This is a genomic window from Jeotgalicoccus halotolerans (assembly GCF_003387165.1).
Classification (GTDB): Bacteria; Bacillota; Bacilli; order Staphylococcales; family Salinicoccaceae; genus Jeotgalicoccus; species Jeotgalicoccus halotolerans.
The window spans coordinates 145,488-162,549 of sequence record NZ_QUMW01000013.1 but is presented as its reverse complement, the minus strand read 5'-3'; the positions used below and the strand labels follow the sequence as shown (position 1 = coordinate 162,549).

Sequence of the window (17,062 nt, the reverse complement as noted above, 5' to 3'; positions counted from 1 at the left end):
TTATTTAAGATACAACTGCATTATATATTCTTTTGCTGCCAGACCGCAATTTAATTTTTTGATAATTCTAATTTATCAGTCTTTCGAAAGATGAACTAAGTATTTTTATAACTTTCGATGCAGTTACCGATTCCATCGCTTCACCGTGTTCAATTAAATAATCAGCAGCATAGCCGTGCATATACACTGCACTGGAAACAGCCGGCTGAATATCATCGTAACGTCCTATGAAAGCGAGAATCATTCCGGTTAAAACATCTCCTGTACCGCCTTTTGCGAGACCTGCATTTCCCGTGTGATTTACCCATAATGTACCGTCAGGTTCAGCCACAATCGTTTCCGGGCCTTTAAGCACGACGTAAATACCGTAATCTATAGCCAGTTTTTCCGCTGCTTCATAACGATTACCGGTCACATATTCAATATCCTCATTAATAATGCGGGCCATCTCACCGGCATGAGGTGTGATGATGAGCGGTGCCGTCCTTTTTCTGATTATCACTTCATGGCTCCGCAACTCATATAATCCGTCAGCGTCAATCACCAGCGGTCCATCAAAATTAGTAATCAAATCTTCAATAATATCATCGGATAAACGTCCAAGACCCGGCCCTGCTGCGACAGCATCTTTTCCTTCCATAAAACCGTTCAAATCATCATCCCTGTGGTAAAACGTCGCTTCCGGAACATGTCCCGCAACAATTGGAATTACTGTTCTTACAGTATTGACTGCTGTTAAACCCGCCCCGCTTTCCACTGCAGCACCCGCACAAAGAGCAGCAGCACCGGGCATCAGCTGACTGCCGGCAATAATACCGACTTTTCCGTGGTTACCTTTATGGGAATTCGGATCTCGTTTTGGCCAATGTTCGATAACAAGATTTTCCGACCAGCTGTTCACATTCATTTACTTTACCTCCAAAATATATATTCATCCTCCCTTATACCCTGTTTTTTAAAATTTGACTATTCGTCTTCATATTTACTTTCTATATTAAAATAACAAATACCGTGAGATATCCTCTCACGGCTTCATTTTTTCACTTACACTTCTTTCAATCCCTGCTCCAAATCACTGATAATATCATCGATATTTTCAGTTCCGATGGACAGACGGACCAGCTCTGGCAGCACTCCTGAAGCGATTTGTTCTTCTTCAGACAGCTGCTGATGTGTGGTGCTTGCCGGGTGAATAACCAATGATTTTGAATCTCCAACGTTCGCAACTAAGGAGAACAATCCGAGCCCGTCGACAAACTTCGCTATTTCTTCCACTGAACCGTCGATGCCGAATGTCAGGATAGCACCTTGTCCTTTAGGCAGATATTTTTTACCGAGTTCATGATATTTATTACTTTCAAGTCCCGGGTAATTGACCCATTTCACTTTAGGATGCTGTTCTAAATACTCCGCTACTTTCAAGGCGTTTTCCGAATGGCGTTCCATACGGAGGTGCAGTGTTTCCAGCCCTAAGAGGAATTGCTGAACATTAAACGGCGACACTGCAGAACCTAAATCACGCAGCAGCTGAACACGTGCTTTTGTGATATATGCTGCAGGACCAATATCATTTACATAAGAAACACCGTGATAACTCTCATCCGGCTCAACAAGTCCCGGGAATTTACCGTTATCCCAATTGAAGTTGCCGCCATCGACGATAACCCCGCCGATAGAAGTGCCGTGCCCGCCGATAAATTTCGTCGCTGAATGCACGATAATATCGGCACCGTGTTCAAATGGACGAAGTAAATAAGGTGTTGCAAAAGTACTGTCGACAATAAGCGGCAGATCATGACTGTGTGCAATTTCCGCTACCGCTTCGATATCTAAAACATCAATACGCGGGTTACCTATTGTTTCAGCAAAGACCGCACGTGTTTTATCGTTAATCACTGCTTTAAAGTTTTCAGGATCTGACGGATCGACGAAATGAACTTTAATTCCCATCTTCTTAAACGTTACATTTAAAAGGTTATATGTACCGCCGTACAGATTGGCAGATGCAACAACCTCATAACCAGTTTCTACGATATTTAAGAGTGATAAATGAATAGCCGCTTGTCCTGAAGACGTCGCTAATGCACCAGCGCCGCCCTCCAGCGCCGCAATACGCTCTTCAAAAACATTTTGTGTCGGGTTCATAATGCGTGTGTAAATATTTCCCGGCTTCGCTAAAGAAAATAAATCCTGTGCATGCTGAGTGTCGTCGAACACATAACTTGTAGTCTGTGTAATCGGCACCGCGCGTGATTTTGAATCATCCACTGTTTGTCCTGCATGTATCGTTAAAGTTTCTAAATTCCACTTGTCATTAGTCATATTAACCCTCCATTTTATTGGTTGAATTTTCTGATATTAAATATAATTAAAATCATACTATCTCACTAGGTTTTTTGCAATAATGAAATACTTTTCTTTACATGGAGTTCGTTTATGTATACTGTAGAGTTAAATTCCGGAACTGCTAAAGGAGAGATATTATGAGAATTAAAATCTTCCAGTTTCAAATCACTGATGGCAGCACAGAAAAAAACTTAAATAAGGTAAACAAGCTGTTTACCGAAACGGATTTAGACCATACCGATGTTGTCGTGCTCCCTGAAATGTGGACATCAGGCTATGATCTTGAGAATATCAGGGATTATGCAGCCAATAACCTCGAACCGGTGAAAGCCTTCATTTCGAAATTAGCGGCTGATAATAATGTGACTATCGTTGCAGGCTCGATTCCAAATACTTACGGAGACAGCGGGGTCTATAATACAGCTTTTACGGTAAATAATAATGGAAAACTGATATATGAATATTCAAAAATGCATTTGGTGCCAATGTTAAATGAACCGGAATTTCTGGTCAGCGGAAACAAACCGGCAGAGGTATTTGAAATCAGCGGAGAAGAGTGCGGTCTGGTAATTTGCTATGATTTAAGATTCCCTGAATTATTCAGAGACCTATCTCTGTCAGGCGCAAAAATAATTTTCGTCGTTGCAGAATGGCCAATAGAACGTACAGAACATTGGGTTACACTGCTGAAAGCAAGGGCCATTGAAAATCAGTGCTATATCGTTGCCAGCAACACTGTCGGTACACAGAACAACGGGGCTGAATTCGCAGGACGGTCAATGATTATTAATCCTTTTGGCGAAATTCTTGCTGAAGCAGATACAGATACGGAAGAAGTCGTGACAGCAGAACTGGATTTAAATTATATAGATCAAGTGCGTGCTGATATTCCGATTTTTAAAAGCAGACGTAAAGATTTGTATAAAAATTTATAAAAAGCTTATCTCCTTGCATTCAGCACAAGGAGATAAGCTTTTTAAATTATTTCTCTTAAATATCTCATCTCTCAGCAATCCAAATGTGTCGTATCCTTCTTTACCTAAAAAGTGACCCTCATGATTAACTTCAATAAATTTACCATTCAGTTCTTCTGATAATTCTTTCGATAGACTGCTGTCTACCCTGTCATTTTTTTTAGCAGCTACTGAAATAATATATTCTGCCCGTATATTTTCCTTATTAAAATATGCCTCCTCTATAAATTGATCAAGTTCCGGCAATGCTGCAGTTCTGTTTTTGAATCTTGCCACGAGAAATAACCCGTGCAGCTTATCGTCGTTATTTATTTTTGTTAAATAATCCAAAATGGTAAGCACACCTAAACTATGCCCGATAAAAATTGCGCCGCTGTTTAATACTGGTGAAATTAATTCAATTTTACCTCTCCATTTCTTCAGCTCAGGTTCGCTTGAATCCGTTAAAGCAAAGACTTCGGTGTCATAATTATAACTTTTCAATTCCCGGGTAAGGCATGGGAACCAGTGCGATTCAGGCGTTACTGCATAACCGTGTATAATGTATGCTTTTTTCAAGTTGAACACCCTTTCTCTATTTGTATCTCTTTTCTAGAACACCATCTGCACCAGAATCATATAAAATATAGTGCCCTCGGCTATCGACAACAGCATATTTCCAGTTGCAAATTACTGACAGCGAAACAGAAAGGTTCCAATTAAAGTGGATAAGCTAATTACTGAGGTAGATTTAAATCAAACAAATCTTGTTGAATTTCCTGAAATTTGGAGTTCAAGTTATGATTTTGAAAACATCAGACAGGTTAATGATTATTAATACTTTTGATTTGGTTCTTGCTGAATCGAATAAACGTACAAACAAGGTTCTGACAACAAACGTAAAAAGTTTTAAATAATAAAAGAATCGTAATCCGAGACACTCGGATTACGATTCTTTTATTATTTATTTTTCCACTTTTCAGGAGTAAACTCATCTGGTTTTATTTTACCTTTAATAAACATCATTAAATAATATGAAATTAGAGAGGCGAATAATGATTGTACAGCAGGTAGGCCAACTGGATTCACATATTGAGTATAATAACCAACTGCAATACCAATAATAACAGCTGCTGTTGCAATATAATTCCATTTCTTAATGTTTTGCCATCCCTGTGATCTTAAGAAAAAGAAATCAGCAAATAGTATTCCTGCAATTGCTGGATATACAAGGGCAGTCAAATATAAAAAGTCTTCAAAATACTCAAGAATCCCCATAAGTGCTACACCAATTGCAATCAAGGTTCCCAGTAAAGTTAAAATCATACGTCCAATATTACTATTAACATTTAATAAATTTGAAAATGCTAATCCCATACTATAGTTATTTACTAATTGAGATGTCCAAGTAGCTAGCCATAAAATTAAGAATCCCCAAATTGGAAATCCGAGATTGAGCATCACTGTTACAATATCAGCTTCACCAACACCAACAGACATGACTGCACCAACCATGAATAACGGAACACCCACACTGATTATTCCAAGTGGTATTAAAATGTTATCTTTCCAGCGCGGTTTAGCATATCTGGTGTAGTCCGCTGCAATAACCCATTGAGAAACATTCGCTCCGATAATCAGACTGATAGCTGCTAGTATCGTCATTTCACCTGACGGATTCCATGATAGAATCTCTGTCCACCCTGTATTTTTCAAAGCAAAATATATTCCACCTACTACCAATAATAATCCTGCTGGTACTGCCAGGTAATCAGTCCATTTCATCGAGTTATATCCAATAATAGAAGGTATTGCAAATAATAATCCGGAGACCACTGTTATAAGAGCCCACTTCCCCCATTCTTCTTCATAGTTAATTCCAAACATTGCTGCAATAGCATTTGCAGTTACTGCAGTTTGTAAAGCCCACCAGCCTAGAGAAGCTAAAAAAATTGTGCCCCCGGCAATTATCCTGGCTTGAAAATCTCCAAAACTATTTTTTGCCACTACAGAAGAAGGTCTACCAGTTTTAGCCCCTATATATCCATTCAAAGTGTTTCCAATCCATTGGATTAACACCATTGCTATCATAACTATCCAAAATATTTCAGTTATTCCGAATGCTCCTGCAAGCGTTGCACCCACCATTAAAACTGGAATTGTAAACTCCAAACCGCCAAATATTACAGCTGGAGTTAACCATCTCTCTCTCCGTCCTAAGGGTACACTTTCTAATGGATTATCATTTCCCATACCACTAGCTTCTTTTTTAGACATCTCAACACTCCTTCTAAATTAATAAACTTATGATTCTACAAGTTTCATTATTACGATTATACGACTGATGAGGTGTCCCTTTTTTTATTAAAGTGTAATCTCCTGGACCCACTGTATATACCTTTCCATCAATAATTGATTCTATCTCTCCTTCTATTACAAGTGAAAATTCATCAAAATCATGACTTGTCCAACCATTTTCTGGTAGTTTAGTGTTACCTGAAATTTCCACATAATTAAAAGTTCCATTTATTCCTTTTTCTTGTAACACATCTTCAAACATAGAGTGCATAAACAACGAGCTTTTATTGTCATTTACTGCTAATTTTCTAATTTCCATATCTAATCACCTACTATATCCATAAAACCTATTCGCTTGTTCGACTGTGATGTAACCATTTAGAATATCGTTTTCCACATCTTTTTTACTTCGTTCCTTGGGATCACCGTATCCTCCACCTGTTGCAGTTTTTAGCACTACTTTATCGCCTTTATTCAATTTGTATTGATTGTACTTACCAAATGGACCATCAACAGTCCCATCTGCTTTCTCAATAAGAAATTCATTATTAGAACCGTCCATCCCTCCTGCTGAGCCCCATACATTTAATTTATGATGGCCGTAACTTGCTGTGAAAAATTGATTATCAGTTAATGCACGGTAACTTCTAATAACCCCAGGTCCTCCACGATGTTTTCCTGCCCCAGCTCCATCTGTCCGCATAGAATATTCATCAATGATGACACCATAGGTTGTCTCTGCTATTTCTACAGGAACATTAAACGTTTCACCATCTAATATGCAAAATTGTCCTGTGTCTCCATCCTGGTTATTTCCTGCTCCCCAACCACCAACCGATGGTTCAACAATTAAAAAATCCCCATCTTTATCAGGATGTTTACCACCCATGATAACGGTACAAACGGACATAAGATGTCCTGCCGTTAGTTTATCTGGAAGATATGGAGCGAGAGACTTCCAGATAAGTTCACTGCCATACAACATAGATTCCCAATACATTGAGGTCGGTGCTGGACTAGAAGTATTTACTACAGAACCTTTTTCCGCAATTACTGTTAATGGTCTAAAAGCACCATCATTGATATCTTGTGCGGGGTTAGTTATAGCAAGAAAAATTGTTCTAACAGATGATACTAATCCTGTATATGAACTATTAATGGGGCCTTGCACTTGTGTATCTGTGCCAGTGAAATCACAGATGAATTCATTATCTGTGATTGTAATTTTTATTTGAATATTAATCTGATCATCAGTTATTCCATCATCATCAATCAAGTCACTCAACTCAAAAGTACCCTTTGGAAGTTTTTCAATTTCTTTTAATGCAAGTCTTTCTCCCTGGTCCAAGAATCGCTCCATACTTTCGATAATGACTTCACTTTCATATTTTTCGCATAATTCTTTAAGTCTTTTTTCTCCCGTCCGTAATGAGGCTACTTGTGCCCATAAATCACCGATAGAGATTTCAGGATGTCTCACATTCGTTTCAATAAATTTAAGTAGTGGGTCATTTACTTCGCCTTCTGAAAATAACCTTAAACAAGCGAATTGCAGACCTTCTTGATAAATTTCGGTTGAGTTTGTAGACATAGAGCCAGGATCTTTACCTCCTACATCTGTCCAATGTGCTTTGTTAGCGACAAAGGAAATTAATTGCCCTTTATAAAATATAGGCATCACAAGTCCAACATCATTTAAATGTGACCCCCCACCTTTATATGGATCATTGATAATAAAAATGTCACCTTCTTTTATAGTATCGCCGTGTTTCTCAATCGTATCTTTAACCATAAATGACAACATACCAATAAATCCTGTTACACCATTCCCTTGTGTAACGAGTTCACCTTTATGATTAGTTAATCCACAAGCATAATCTAAAACTTCATAGACAATTGGACTCATAGATGTTTTTGCTAGTGCGATAAACATTTCTTCTCCGGTAGCAATAAGTGCATCTTTAATTACTTCATAAGTAAATGGGTTTGTTTTATAAGATTTCATATTATTGACCTCCTATCTCAATCACTAGATTTCCATATTTATCTTTTTGTAATACGTCTCCATCATGTAATATTATTGAGGTTGACTGTTCCTCGATAATAGCTGGTCCAGTTACACTTTCTTCTACTTTAAGTTTGTTCTTATCATATACCGAAACATGTATCCAGCCACTTTCCTCATAAAAAACTTCTCTCTCTTCTTTTAGTGCTGTGCCTTCCTCAGTATCAGTCTCAATCATTTTAGGTTTTTCAAGTTTACCTAAAGCTTGTATTTTTATATTTACTATTTCTAATTCATTTTCTGGCAGTGTATATGAGTACATACGATCATGGTTCTCGTGGAAATTTTTAATGATTTCCTCAATATTATTTTCATCAATATTCTCATACGGAACATGAATTTCTACAGTATGTTCCTGACCTTCATACCTCATATCTAAGCTTTTTGTAATAACTACATCACTAGCTTCAACACCTTCAGTATTCAAGGTTTCTTCTGCTTTTCGAATAATTTCATCATACACAGAATTAACTTCTTTATAACTTATTCCTCTTGCTGGTAGTAACAGTGTCTGTGAGTAGTCATGTCGAATATCAGACATTAACATTCCCCACGATGCGAATACTGATGATGTTGAAGGAATAACTACTTTTTTAATTCCTAACTCACGTGCCAATGCTTGTGAATGCATCGGACCTCCTCCGCCAATTGCTACTAGCGTGAAGTCCCTTGGGTCATAACCTTTTCTAACTGAAATCAGTTTCAAGGCATTCAACATATTTGAGTTAGCGATTTTTACAATTCCCATTGCTAAATCATCAGTTTTTGTATTTAGCTGTTTGCCCAAACTAATTTCAAATTTATTTTTGATCTCTTCAAGCGATGTACTTGTCTCAAAGTTCCTCAAAGCTAACCTTCCTAAAAGGATATTCGCATCAGTTGTTGTAGGTTTATTTCCCCCGCGCCCATATGCTATTGGTCCAGGATCTGCTCCGGCAGATTTAGGTCCTACTTTTATAGACCCACTATCATCAATCCAGGCTATTGAACCACCACCGTTCCCAATTTCAATAATGTCAACGACAGGCACCTTCAAAGGGTAACCTGCATAGCGTTCCGTTTTCTCCATATGGTAATTCGTCGAAATTTTCACATTTCCATTTTCCACTAATGAACATTTTGCAGTAGTTCCTCCAATATCCAATACAATTAAATTATTTTCATCTATTACTTCTCCTAATATGGAAGCCCCGAATATTCCAGCTACTGGTCCAGATTCAATCATATTTATAGGTGTTTTCTTGGCAATCTCAAAAGTACTCGTACCACCATTAGACTGCATGATGTAATTTTTTTTGCAGCTGCTTTTATCAATCAAGTTCTGTTCTAGATTAGTCAGATAATCGTGGGCAATTGGTTTCACATAAGCATTAAAAGCAGCCGTTGAAGTACGTTCATACTCTCGCCATTCTTTACTTAATTCGCTAGAAATTGTCACACTGAATTCTGGATAATTTGTTCTAATATAATTTAGAACTTGCTTTTCGTGCTCATCATTTTTATAGCTGTGTAGCAAAGATACTGCTATGGCTTTTACGTTATATTCTTTAAAGTAAGTTAGTATCTCATTAAGCTCGTCAGTATTTAAGGGAGAAATCACTTCACCTTTATAGTCTAATCTTTCAGAAATTTCTTTACGCAAATGTCTCTCTACTATAGGCTCAGGTTTCTTATATTTAAGATTAAATAAATCTGGTCTGTTTCCCCTTGCTATTTCTAAAACATCTCTAAATCCTTTTGTTGTAATTAAGCCAGTTTTTACACCAGTTTTTTCCGTTAGTGTGTTTATGACTACTGTTGTTCCATGAAAGAACATTTGTATATCTTTTAAATCTATATTCGCTTGTTCAATAACATTAAAAATACCTTTTTCAAATTTATTTGGTGTAGTATCAGACTTTCCGACTATAATTTTCCCGTTATCATCTACTGCTACTAAATCTGTAAATGTTCCACCTATATCTGTAGCAACTCTCATAAAAAACTTCCTTTCAATTTAAAATAGTGTTGGCGTAACTACGCATAGAATCTTGGCTATATTCTCACTATTATTCTCATAATAATGAGAGATATTAGAAGGAAAATGAATAACATCATTTTGATTCAATTCATATATCTTTTCATTCACGTATACTGTAAGTTTTCCTTCTATTAAGTAGTATAGTTCTTCTCCGACATGACGCATTTTTTCATTTCTTGCTCCTGGGGGAATTTCAATTATGTAGTTTTCTAATGTCCTATTTTCGAAATCACTAGACATGCGATACATCGTTTGAGATGAATGCTCTACTTTAAAAGGTTCTGCAGTTTCAAAAGAAATCATAAAGTCTTCTGACTTGGGAGGATTAAAAAAGTGTGTAATATCAACATCTAAAGCTTCTGCAATTTTATTTAATGATGTAATAGCAGGTGAACTTTCTCCTCTTTCAATTTGTGATAAAAAACTGACAGATAAATCTGTTTTACTGCTCAACTCTTTAAGGGTGAGTTTTTTTTCTAAACGCAAAGATTTAATAGATACGGGTATGCTTTCCATAATACCTCCTTTTTAATTCCAGTATTACTGTAATTAAAAAAATCTTATCATACTATTCTGAAAAATAAAAGCGTTTACAATAAGTTTTCTGAAGTTTTAAATAAATTAAAAAGATGCCTATAAAAAATAAGCATCTTTTCATTAAGTATTCATTTAGAACACCATCTGCACCAGGATCATATAAAATATAGTGCCTCCGGCTATCGACAGCAGCATATTTTTCTTCCAGTAATGCAGTACAATTATCAATCCTACAGCGAGCATCTCCGGGACAAAACCGGACACCGTTGTCAGTTCAACTTCCCGGAGAGCATACACAACCAGCAGACCGAATACAGCCGGCGGCAGCATATAGCCCAAGTATTTTATGTAAGGCGGTGTTTCTTTATCGTTATTAAATATAATAAATGGCAGGAATCTGGTTGTCATCGTTCCAAGCACTACACATCCGATGATAATAATCTGCTGGGTTAAGGTCATCACGAGATCACCTCTCTTTTCTCAATTACTTTCCTGATCAGTGTCAGTGCAATTAAAATAATTACCATCGCGGGAATGATAAAGTTCTCAGGACCGAAAATAACGAGACTCAATATCGATGCACCAATTCCGACAACTGAACTGACATGATATCTTTCTTTCATCCACTGATCTAAAAAGATGACAACAAACAAGGCTGTCATAACAAATTCCAGTCCTTCTGTATTGAAGGTTACTGCTGAACCGAACAGGCTGCCGATTGTTGTGCCGCCGACCCAGTACAGCTGATTCAGGACGGTTACATAAAACATGAACCAGCCGGAGTTAATATGGGCAGGTGCTTTTTCCGTACTGTTAATAACGAATGTTTCATCACACATGCCGTAGATTAAGTAATACTTCTTCTTGCCGATACCTTTAAACTTGTCCAGCATGGAAATACCGTAAAATAAGTGTCTTGCATTAATCATTAAAGTAAGCAATAAAGCACTTAAGGGATTAAATGCACCGAGCAGCATACTGCCGGCAACGAATTCCATCGATCCCGCGAAGATAAATATACTCATTAAGATGGCATAGGCAGGACCGAAACCAAGTGAGTTCATGTAAATCCCGTAAGCAATTCCCAGGAAAGTAAAGCCTGCTAAAATCGGTATGGTTTTTGGAAAAGCGTATTTCAGTGTTGCAATATGGTATTCAAACGACATTGCTGTCACCCTTTTTTGTTTATATTTTTATTTTCTGTAGTGCATGACCATCGTCAGTTTCACCATAACTTCTCCGTCATTTTTATAAACATGCGGCTGATTGCCGTCAAATATTATTGATTCATCTTCCTTGAGAAAGGTTGAAGTCCCGTTAATATCCATCGTCAGCCGTCCTTTATTTATAAATATATACTCCTCCACTCCCGGAGTATGAGAATCTGAACTGTGTCCGCTTCCGGGGTCAATTTCTACATTATAAACTTCGAACAATTTTTCCGGCGAAAAAGGTACGACATTATAAACGCGGTAACGTTTATCATTTTCTGTTACAAGCTGTGTATCCTCTTTTCTGATTACCTGCATAGCTTTTTGCGGACGGGTAATCAAGGAAGAAAAAGAGATTTTTAGACCATCTGCTATTTTCCATAATGTTGTGACCGTCGGCGTTGAGTCACCTCTTTCAATCTGCGCAAGCATCGCCTTGCTGACACCGGTGAGCACTGAAGTTTTATCGAGACTTAAATTTCGTTCTTTGCGGATTTTTTGGAGATTACTGCCGATAAAGGCTACATTTTCTTTCATAATTACTCACCTCTCAATCAGATTTTAATCACCATAACATATTTTTATATGCTATAACATACAAAAATAATAAAAAAACAGCATATTCTGAAAATATGCTGTGAAAAATTTTATTTATCTTCAGCTACCGGAGCATGATAATAATTTTCAAATCTGATTTTTTTCTTCTCATTAAAATCATATTTGGCCAAATCATCAATATCCTGTAAGTAGACATCCAGTGAATCCGTCAGCATCAGATTTACCGGAGCTTCCGTCTCAGGATCTTTTTCCTGATAAAGTACGATAAATTTACCCAGCGCCTTGCCGTAGCCGATTTCAAAACCTGTACCCGGGTCAACATGCTCTCCGATATAATCATGTACAGCTACGACTGCATCGCACCATTCAACATGTTTGATATCATTGTTATAAACAAACTCGCGCCACTCATCCGAACCGTGTTCAAGGTGTTCATCCTGCTGGAGACGCGGTGAAAATACTTCAGTCACTGTTGGGTTTTGTTCCAAGGCAGCTTCCACTCTCTTAACTCTCTCCACTTGCTCAGCATCAAAAAACGGACTTGCCAAATAAATTTTCATTAGATAACCTCTATTCTTTTACTTAAAGAATATCATATTAGTAATTACTTATATCAGTTTCTTTTTCTATTTCTGCATCCAATGCTTTTTCATAATCATCTTTTTCAAGTATAAATAAACCAAAATATCCGTAAATCAAAGAAATGATAATAACCAGGAATCCGTACCAGAAGAATGGAATATACGTGAGAGTAGCAACACCAAGTGTTGTTGCCATAAACACACCACCATCGGACCATGGAACCATCGGTGTCGTAACCGTTCCTCCAGCCTCCACATTTCTGGATAACAGAGTTCTCGATATCTTTTTACGGTCATAGTTCTCTTCGGTAATTTTAGTTCCTGTTAAAAGAGATACATAAGCTGCACCTCCAAAAAACACTCCGAAAAATGATGCCAGCATTGTAGTCAGCGTTAAATTACCGGTATTTGTCGCCCATTTCGCAAATATATCCCCAATAACGGTAAATGCACCAATTGTCTGCAGCAACCCGCCTACTCCAAGGGCCAGAATAATTAACAGAATAACTTCAAGCATGAAAGTGATACCACCGCGATCAAGCAGGATATCAATGAAGTCGATGCCTGTGGAATAGCTGCTGCCGGAATATAATGTCTGAATTGCTTCGATAAATCCGTAACCTTGAAACAAGGCAGCCCATAAACTTCCAAGCAAAGCACCGAATATAATTACCGGTACTGACGGCAACTTAAATATAAGCATTATGATAACAACAGCTGCAGGGACAAGCATGTACCAGGATATTGTGAATGTTTCCTGAAGTCCTGCCATAGTATTTTCCGCTATTGTTAAATCACCTGTCCCCTCATAAATCACTGAACCTGTAATCCAATATGCAATGGCTGCAATGATAAATGCAGGAACCGATACATAGGCCATAGAATGAATATGTCTGAATAAGTCCACTTTGGATAGTGAAGCTGTCATTACAGTTGTATCAGATAAGGGTGACATTTTATCACCGACATAACAACCCGAAATAACAGCACCTGCTACTAAGTAAACTGGCAGTCCAAAACTCTCTCCAATTCCCATCATTGCAATGCCGGCAGTACCTGCTGCACCAAATGATGTACCTGTTGCGATTGCCGTAATTGAGCAAATAATCATTGCTGCCATCAGAAACATACCTGGACTGATTATACCGAGCCCGTAGTAGATCATAGTCGGCACAACACCTCCCGCTATCCATGAGCCGATGAGTGCCCCGACAGCAATCAAAATAAGTATGGCACCCATACCTTCATAGATACCTTTCAGCAGACCTTTCTCCATTTTTAAATAACTGTTGCCAAGGTATAGTCCGAACCCCATAATCATGAACCACACAGCTAAAAGTGCCAATTGAATAGGTAACTCCAGAATTACAATACTGCCAAACATAATTACTACAAATAAGGCCAGGATGCAGAGTAATATAGCGACACTTGGTAATCTTGGGTTTTTCACCATAAAATTCCTCCTATTTTTATATAATAATAAATCCTTCGCTGTAAATATCTGTATCATCAATATAAAATTGTGAGTTGGCTATTAAGTAATATTTATACAAAAAACTGTTATTATTAATTTCAATATTATTACCGGTTAAGCCAGTCAGTTCTTCCCCTTTATACTTTTTATATAATAATGAAATGACCTCTATAACCGGATATGGAATAATGTCTCCATTCTTATTTACAATTGCAAATATTCCTGAGTTATACAAAATAAGATAATCAAGATCCGGCTGATATATTTCTAGTATTGAAGATTTAATTTCTGTCAGATTATTTACTTCAAGATTTAGAGCGGTTTCTTCTATTTTTAGTTTTTTATCATTTATTGTGTAAAACTCTCCGCTATTATGTGCTTCGAACAAAGATGATATCTGTAATTCATCATGTTTATATAAAATATCCTCCCCGTTTAATCGGATTTGATACATCATCTTCTTATTAATTCGCCCCCTGTCAACCAAAGAGGCTATAAAGGATTTAAGCAAAATATCTCTATTATCAATAATATTTGAAGTATCCAGAAAAACTTCTAAAATCTCTTCTTCACAATTTATATTATAAGTAATTAGATTCACGTACTTATTGCCTCTTGGTTCATTCAGCAGTAAATTTTTGATTTTATACGGCGGTATATCCACTTTGAGTTCTGCTTGGTCAGCTATTCTCAATAGTTGTCCATTAATTTGAATATCATAAGTATTAACGGTTTTCACAATCATATTCCTGTCCCCCTTATATTTCAGGAATCAATAAGTATCCTTCACTCATTGAGTCAGTGTCATGCATATAGAAATCATGTCTCGCCATCAGCCATGCTGACCCAGTGATTGAAACTTTATTGTAAATAATTCCTTCTTTTTCTTCTGTTTTGAGCAGCTGGGCTTTAAACTGAGAACCTGTAATGCTTTCGTGGGTAAAAGTATCATTAATATTCATCCTGCCGTTTTTAAACAGCGTTGCCACTTTTGCACATGTACCTGTACCGCAAGGTGACCGGTCAATGCCGCCTGGAGGCACAATCACAGCATTCCTGGTGACCTTTCCTTCCTCATATAATTCCATATGAGTCAATTTATTAATAAAGCTGTATTCCGGATGTATCACTTCATGTTCAGCATTTATAATATCTCTCACTTCCATTGCTTTCATAACTATTTCTTCTGAACGGGAAACATCTAATGCCACGTCTAAATCAGAAGCTTTAATAATGCCGTAAAAATTTCCTCCATATGCAATATCGCAGTGTATAACCTGGTTACGATAATTTACCTCTACTGTTTTTAAATGAAATGATGCGGTGCTATTGAATGTCACCTCAGTGACTTTCCCGTCAGTCACTTTGCATTTTGCTTCTACTATACCTGCAGGGGTGTCGAGCACTACTTCAGTAAACGGCTCTTTTCTCTCAACATAGCCCAGCTCTACGAGAGCTGTGCATGTACCGATGGTGTCGTGACCGCACATCGGCAAATAACCGCCTGTCTCTACAAAAATAACGCTGAAGTCTGCGCGTTTATCCAATGGAGGAAGTAATATCGTTCCACTCATAACATCATGACCGCGAGGCGGATTAACGAGAAATTTTCGGATATAATTATAGTTATCTTTCATATCAAGCATCTGCTCCTGTATAGTGTCTCCTTTCAGACGCGGCATCCCCGCTAAAACTGTACGCGTCGGGTTCCCGCCAGTATGGGTATCAATAGTTATAAACTGCTTACTGTTTAAATTCATACTTTAGCCTCCTTAAACCGATTAATACTTAACGGACTGACGTCATCCGCCAATTTACCTGTCATCATCTGCGACATCCATAAGCCGGTAATTGCTGATAAACCAATGCCGTCCCCTTCATGACCGGCTGCAATGTAAAATCCTGGAACTTTTGTTTCGGAAATGATGGGAAGACTATCGGGAGTCCATGGTCTTAACCCTGCGTAGCTGCGTATAAAACTCATATCTTTCATCGCCGGAAAATATTCAATAGCCCGTTCAGCAATCAGTCTGATTACTTTATGGTTAACATTAGTGTCGTAGCCGGCAAACTCCCTGCTGCTTCCTATTAAAAAATTCTGGCTCTGAGTCGCTTCATGAACCAGTGCGACACCGTAATCATTCATTTCTTTTGAGGCCCGTCTTTCCTTACCGAATTTAGTCATTAAATAACCAAATTCCTGTATTTTACGTGAACCCATTAACTCTGCTCTCGACGATACTAAAATATGTCCCTTTCTCGGCACCACAGGCACCTCGATATCTAAAAGTTTTCCTACGTGAGGAGAGTAAACCCCTGCAGCATTAATTACTTTATGGGCTTTAAACACTTTTTCATTAGACATCACTTTAAACTCTTCATGATTTACAGATTGAATATCCGTTACCGGAGTCATTTCAAATAATGAAAAATTATACTTTCTCGCTTGATTAATTAAGGAAAATGCGAGCATGTAAGGATTGATTGTAGAGTCGTTAGTGCATTCTATTCCTCCAACCAAATGATCTGAGAAATGCTTCGAATCATTTCTCAAGTCTTCTTTAGTCAGCTTTTTAAAAAACTTATCCTTCCCGTTCTCTTTATTATGACGATCAACCCAATCGTATCCCTGTTCTAATTCGTCTTCATCAGCACAAAGAAATATACTGCCCGGGTGTCTGAATTCAAATTCCATTTCAAGTTCATGGGATAATTCTTTAATCAAGGCCTGGCTTTTAATAGCCATTCTGCTGTCAAAACCCGGTTCTTTATCAATAAGAAGAACATTCCCATCGCATTTGGAACTTGTTCCCGAAGCAACTGTTTTACTTTCCAACAGTGCGACTGACAATCCTGTTTTAGCTGTGTAATACGCGACACTTGCACCGATGATACCGCCACCAATAATTAATACATCGTAAATTTTATTATTCATTAGTCCACCTCGTCTCATTGTTAATACATAAGAAAAAAGCATGCCAATTATCAAAATGCGAAATATCATTAATTTTGTTTAAAA

At 37.6% G+C, this 17,062-nt stretch carries 17 protein-coding genes; 1 reads left to right on the top strand and 16 read right to left on the bottom strand.

The window, feature by feature from the left end; all coding sequences use genetic code 11:
- Nucleotides 1–67 precede the first annotated feature (67 nt).
- Together DFR63_RS09225 and DFR63_RS09220 are read right to left on the bottom strand one after the other, a co-directional pair.
- Nucleotides 68–907: an NAD(P)H-hydrate dehydratase gene (locus DFR63_RS09225; RefSeq protein WP_115885660.1), complete on the bottom strand. Its 840-nt coding sequence runs from the start codon at nt 905–907 to the stop codon at nt 68–70.
- A gap of 137 nt (nt 908–1,044) precedes the next feature.
- Complete coding sequence (locus DFR63_RS09220) at nt 1,045–2,322, bottom strand: O-acetylhomoserine aminocarboxypropyltransferase/cysteine synthase family protein (RefSeq protein ID WP_115885659.1); 1,278 nt, start codon at nt 2,320–2,322, stop codon at nt 1,045–1,047.
- Nucleotides 2,323–2,483: 161 nt separating this feature from the next.
- Here DFR63_RS09220 and DFR63_RS09215 point away from each other — a divergent pair, with 161 nt between their 5' ends.
- Complete coding sequence (locus tag DFR63_RS09215; protein ID WP_115885658.1) at nt 2,484–3,281, top strand: carbon-nitrogen family hydrolase; 798 nt, start codon at nt 2,484–2,486, stop codon at nt 3,279–3,281.
- Here DFR63_RS09215 and DFR63_RS09210 read toward each other — a convergent pair.
- From DFR63_RS09210 to DFR63_RS09145, 14 genes are all read right to left on the bottom strand, one after another.
- Nucleotides 3,276–3,878: an RBBP9/YdeN family alpha/beta hydrolase gene (locus DFR63_RS09210; protein WP_162842334.1), complete on the bottom strand. Its 603-nt coding sequence runs from the start codon at nt 3,876–3,878 to the stop codon at nt 3,276–3,278. The two genes, DFR63_RS09215 and DFR63_RS09210, sit on opposite strands and share 6 nt — an antisense overlap.
- A 381-nt stretch (nt 3,879–4,259) precedes the next feature.
- The gene (locus DFR63_RS09205) at nt 4,260–5,576 is read right to left on the bottom strand and encodes a purine-cytosine permease family protein (protein WP_115885656.1); all 1,317 of its coding nucleotides are present in this window, start codon (nt 5,574–5,576) and stop codon (nt 4,260–4,262) included.
- A gap of 13 nt (nt 5,577–5,589) precedes the next feature.
- Entirely contained in the window at nt 5,590–5,916 is a 327-nt protein-coding gene (locus tag DFR63_RS09200) for a cupin domain-containing protein (protein WP_115885655.1), read from the bottom strand.
- A 6-nt stretch (nt 5,917–5,922) separates the two neighbouring features.
- Nucleotides 5,923–7,602 carry a hydantoinase B/oxoprolinase family protein gene (locus DFR63_RS09195; protein ID WP_115885654.1) on the bottom strand — a complete coding sequence of 560 codons (1,680 nt, stop codon included), beginning with the start codon at nt 7,600–7,602 and terminating at the stop codon, nt 5,923–5,925.
- A gap of 1 nt (nt 7,603) precedes the next feature.
- Nucleotides 7,604–9,640 carry a hydantoinase/oxoprolinase family protein gene (locus DFR63_RS09190; protein WP_115885653.1) on the bottom strand — a complete coding sequence of 679 codons (2,037 nt, stop codon included), beginning with the start codon at nt 9,638–9,640 and terminating at the stop codon, nt 7,604–7,606.
- Nucleotides 9,641–9,658: 18 nt separating this feature from the next.
- Nucleotides 9,659–10,198, bottom strand: coding sequence for a helix-turn-helix domain-containing protein (locus tag DFR63_RS09185; protein ID WP_115885652.1), 540 nt, complete (start codon nt 10,196–10,198; stop codon nt 9,659–9,661).
- 153 nt (nt 10,199–10,351) lie between these two features.
- The gene (locus tag DFR63_RS09180; RefSeq protein ID WP_115885651.1) at nt 10,352–10,678 is read right to left on the bottom strand and encodes a branched-chain amino acid transporter permease; all 327 of its coding nucleotides are present in this window, start codon (nt 10,676–10,678) and stop codon (nt 10,352–10,354) included.
- Nucleotides 10,678–11,385 carry an AzlC family ABC transporter permease gene (locus DFR63_RS09175; RefSeq protein WP_115885650.1) on the bottom strand — a complete coding sequence of 236 codons (708 nt, stop codon included), beginning with the start codon at nt 11,383–11,385 and terminating at the stop codon, nt 10,678–10,680. The genes DFR63_RS09180 and DFR63_RS09175 overlap by 1 nt, the downstream gene beginning before the upstream one ends.
- 27 nt (nt 11,386–11,412) lie before the next feature.
- Nucleotides 11,413–11,967: a helix-turn-helix domain-containing protein gene (locus tag DFR63_RS09170; RefSeq protein ID WP_115885649.1), complete on the bottom strand. Its 555-nt coding sequence runs from the start codon at nt 11,965–11,967 to the stop codon at nt 11,413–11,415.
- 110 nt (nt 11,968–12,077) lie between these two features.
- A complete protein-coding gene (locus tag DFR63_RS09165) occupies nt 12,078–12,548 on the bottom strand; it encodes a nucleoside 2-deoxyribosyltransferase (RefSeq protein ID WP_115885648.1) in 471 nt (156 codons plus the stop codon).
- Nucleotides 12,549–12,585: 37 nt separating this feature from the next.
- Complete coding sequence (gene nhaC, locus DFR63_RS09160; RefSeq protein ID WP_162842339.1) at nt 12,586–14,019, bottom strand: Na+/H+ antiporter NhaC; 1,434 nt, start codon at nt 14,017–14,019, stop codon at nt 12,586–12,588.
- A 19-nt stretch (nt 14,020–14,038) separates the two neighbouring features.
- Nucleotides 14,039–14,788, bottom strand: coding sequence for a hypothetical protein (locus DFR63_RS09155; protein ID WP_115885646.1), 750 nt, complete (start codon nt 14,786–14,788; stop codon nt 14,039–14,041).
- Nucleotides 14,789–14,801: 13 nt separating this feature from the next.
- Nucleotides 14,802–15,803: a proline racemase family protein gene (locus DFR63_RS09150; RefSeq protein WP_115885645.1), complete on the bottom strand. Its 1,002-nt coding sequence runs from the start codon at nt 15,801–15,803 to the stop codon at nt 14,802–14,804.
- Entirely contained in the window at nt 15,800–16,978 is a 1,179-nt protein-coding gene (locus DFR63_RS09145) for an NAD(P)/FAD-dependent oxidoreductase (RefSeq protein ID WP_115885644.1), read from the bottom strand. Before DFR63_RS09145 ends, DFR63_RS09150 begins: the two co-directional genes overlap by 4 nt.
- Nucleotides 16,979–17,062: the final 84 nt, after the last annotated feature.

Excerpts from the sequence above, each read along its gene's own strand:
- DFR63_RS09225 (WP_115885660.1), bottom strand. The coding sequence starts at position 907 with ATGAATGTGAACAGCTGGTCGGAAAATCTTGTTATCGAACATTGGCCA.
- DFR63_RS09220 (WP_115885659.1), bottom strand. The coding sequence starts at position 2,322 with ATGACTAATGACAAGTGGAATTTAGAAACTTTAACGATACATGCAGGA.
- DFR63_RS09215 (WP_115885658.1), top strand. The coding sequence starts at position 2,484 with ATGAGAATTAAAATCTTCCAGTTTCAAATCACTGATGGCAGCACAGAA.
- DFR63_RS09205 (WP_115885656.1), bottom strand. The coding sequence starts at position 5,576 with ATGTCTAAAAAAGAAGCTAGTGGTATGGGAAATGATAATCCATTAGAA.
- DFR63_RS09200 (WP_115885655.1), bottom strand. The coding sequence starts at position 5,916 with ATGGAAATTAGAAAATTAGCAGTAAATGACAATAAAAGCTCGTTGTTT.
- DFR63_RS09195 (WP_115885654.1), bottom strand. The coding sequence starts at position 7,602 with ATGAAATCTTATAAAACAAACCCATTTACTTATGAAGTAATTAAAGAT.
- DFR63_RS09190 (WP_115885653.1), bottom strand. The coding sequence starts at position 9,640 with ATGAGAGTTGCTACAGATATAGGTGGAACATTTACAGATTTAGTAGCA.
- DFR63_RS09185 (WP_115885652.1), bottom strand. The coding sequence starts at position 10,198 with ATGGAAAGCATACCCGTATCTATTAAATCTTTGCGTTTAGAAAAAAAA.
- DFR63_RS09180 (WP_115885651.1), bottom strand. The coding sequence starts at position 10,678 with ATGACCTTAACCCAGCAGATTATTATCATCGGATGTGTAGTGCTTGGA.
- DFR63_RS09175 (WP_115885650.1), bottom strand. The coding sequence starts at position 11,385 with ATGTCGTTTGAATACCATATTGCAACACTGAAATACGCTTTTCCAAAA.
- DFR63_RS09170 (WP_115885649.1), bottom strand. The coding sequence starts at position 11,967 with ATGAAAGAAAATGTAGCCTTTATCGGCAGTAATCTCCAAAAAATCCGC.
- DFR63_RS09165 (WP_115885648.1), bottom strand. The coding sequence starts at position 12,548 with ATGAAAATTTATTTGGCAAGTCCGTTTTTTGATGCTGAGCAAGTGGAG.
- DFR63_RS09155 (WP_115885646.1), bottom strand. The coding sequence starts at position 14,788 with ATGATTGTGAAAACCGTTAATACTTATGATATTCAAATTAATGGACAA.
- DFR63_RS09150 (WP_115885645.1), bottom strand. The coding sequence starts at position 15,803 with ATGAATTTAAACAGTAAGCAGTTTATAACTATTGATACCCATACTGGC.
- DFR63_RS09145 (WP_115885644.1), bottom strand. The coding sequence starts at position 16,978 with ATGAATAATAAAATTTACGATGTATTAATTATTGGTGGCGGTATCATC.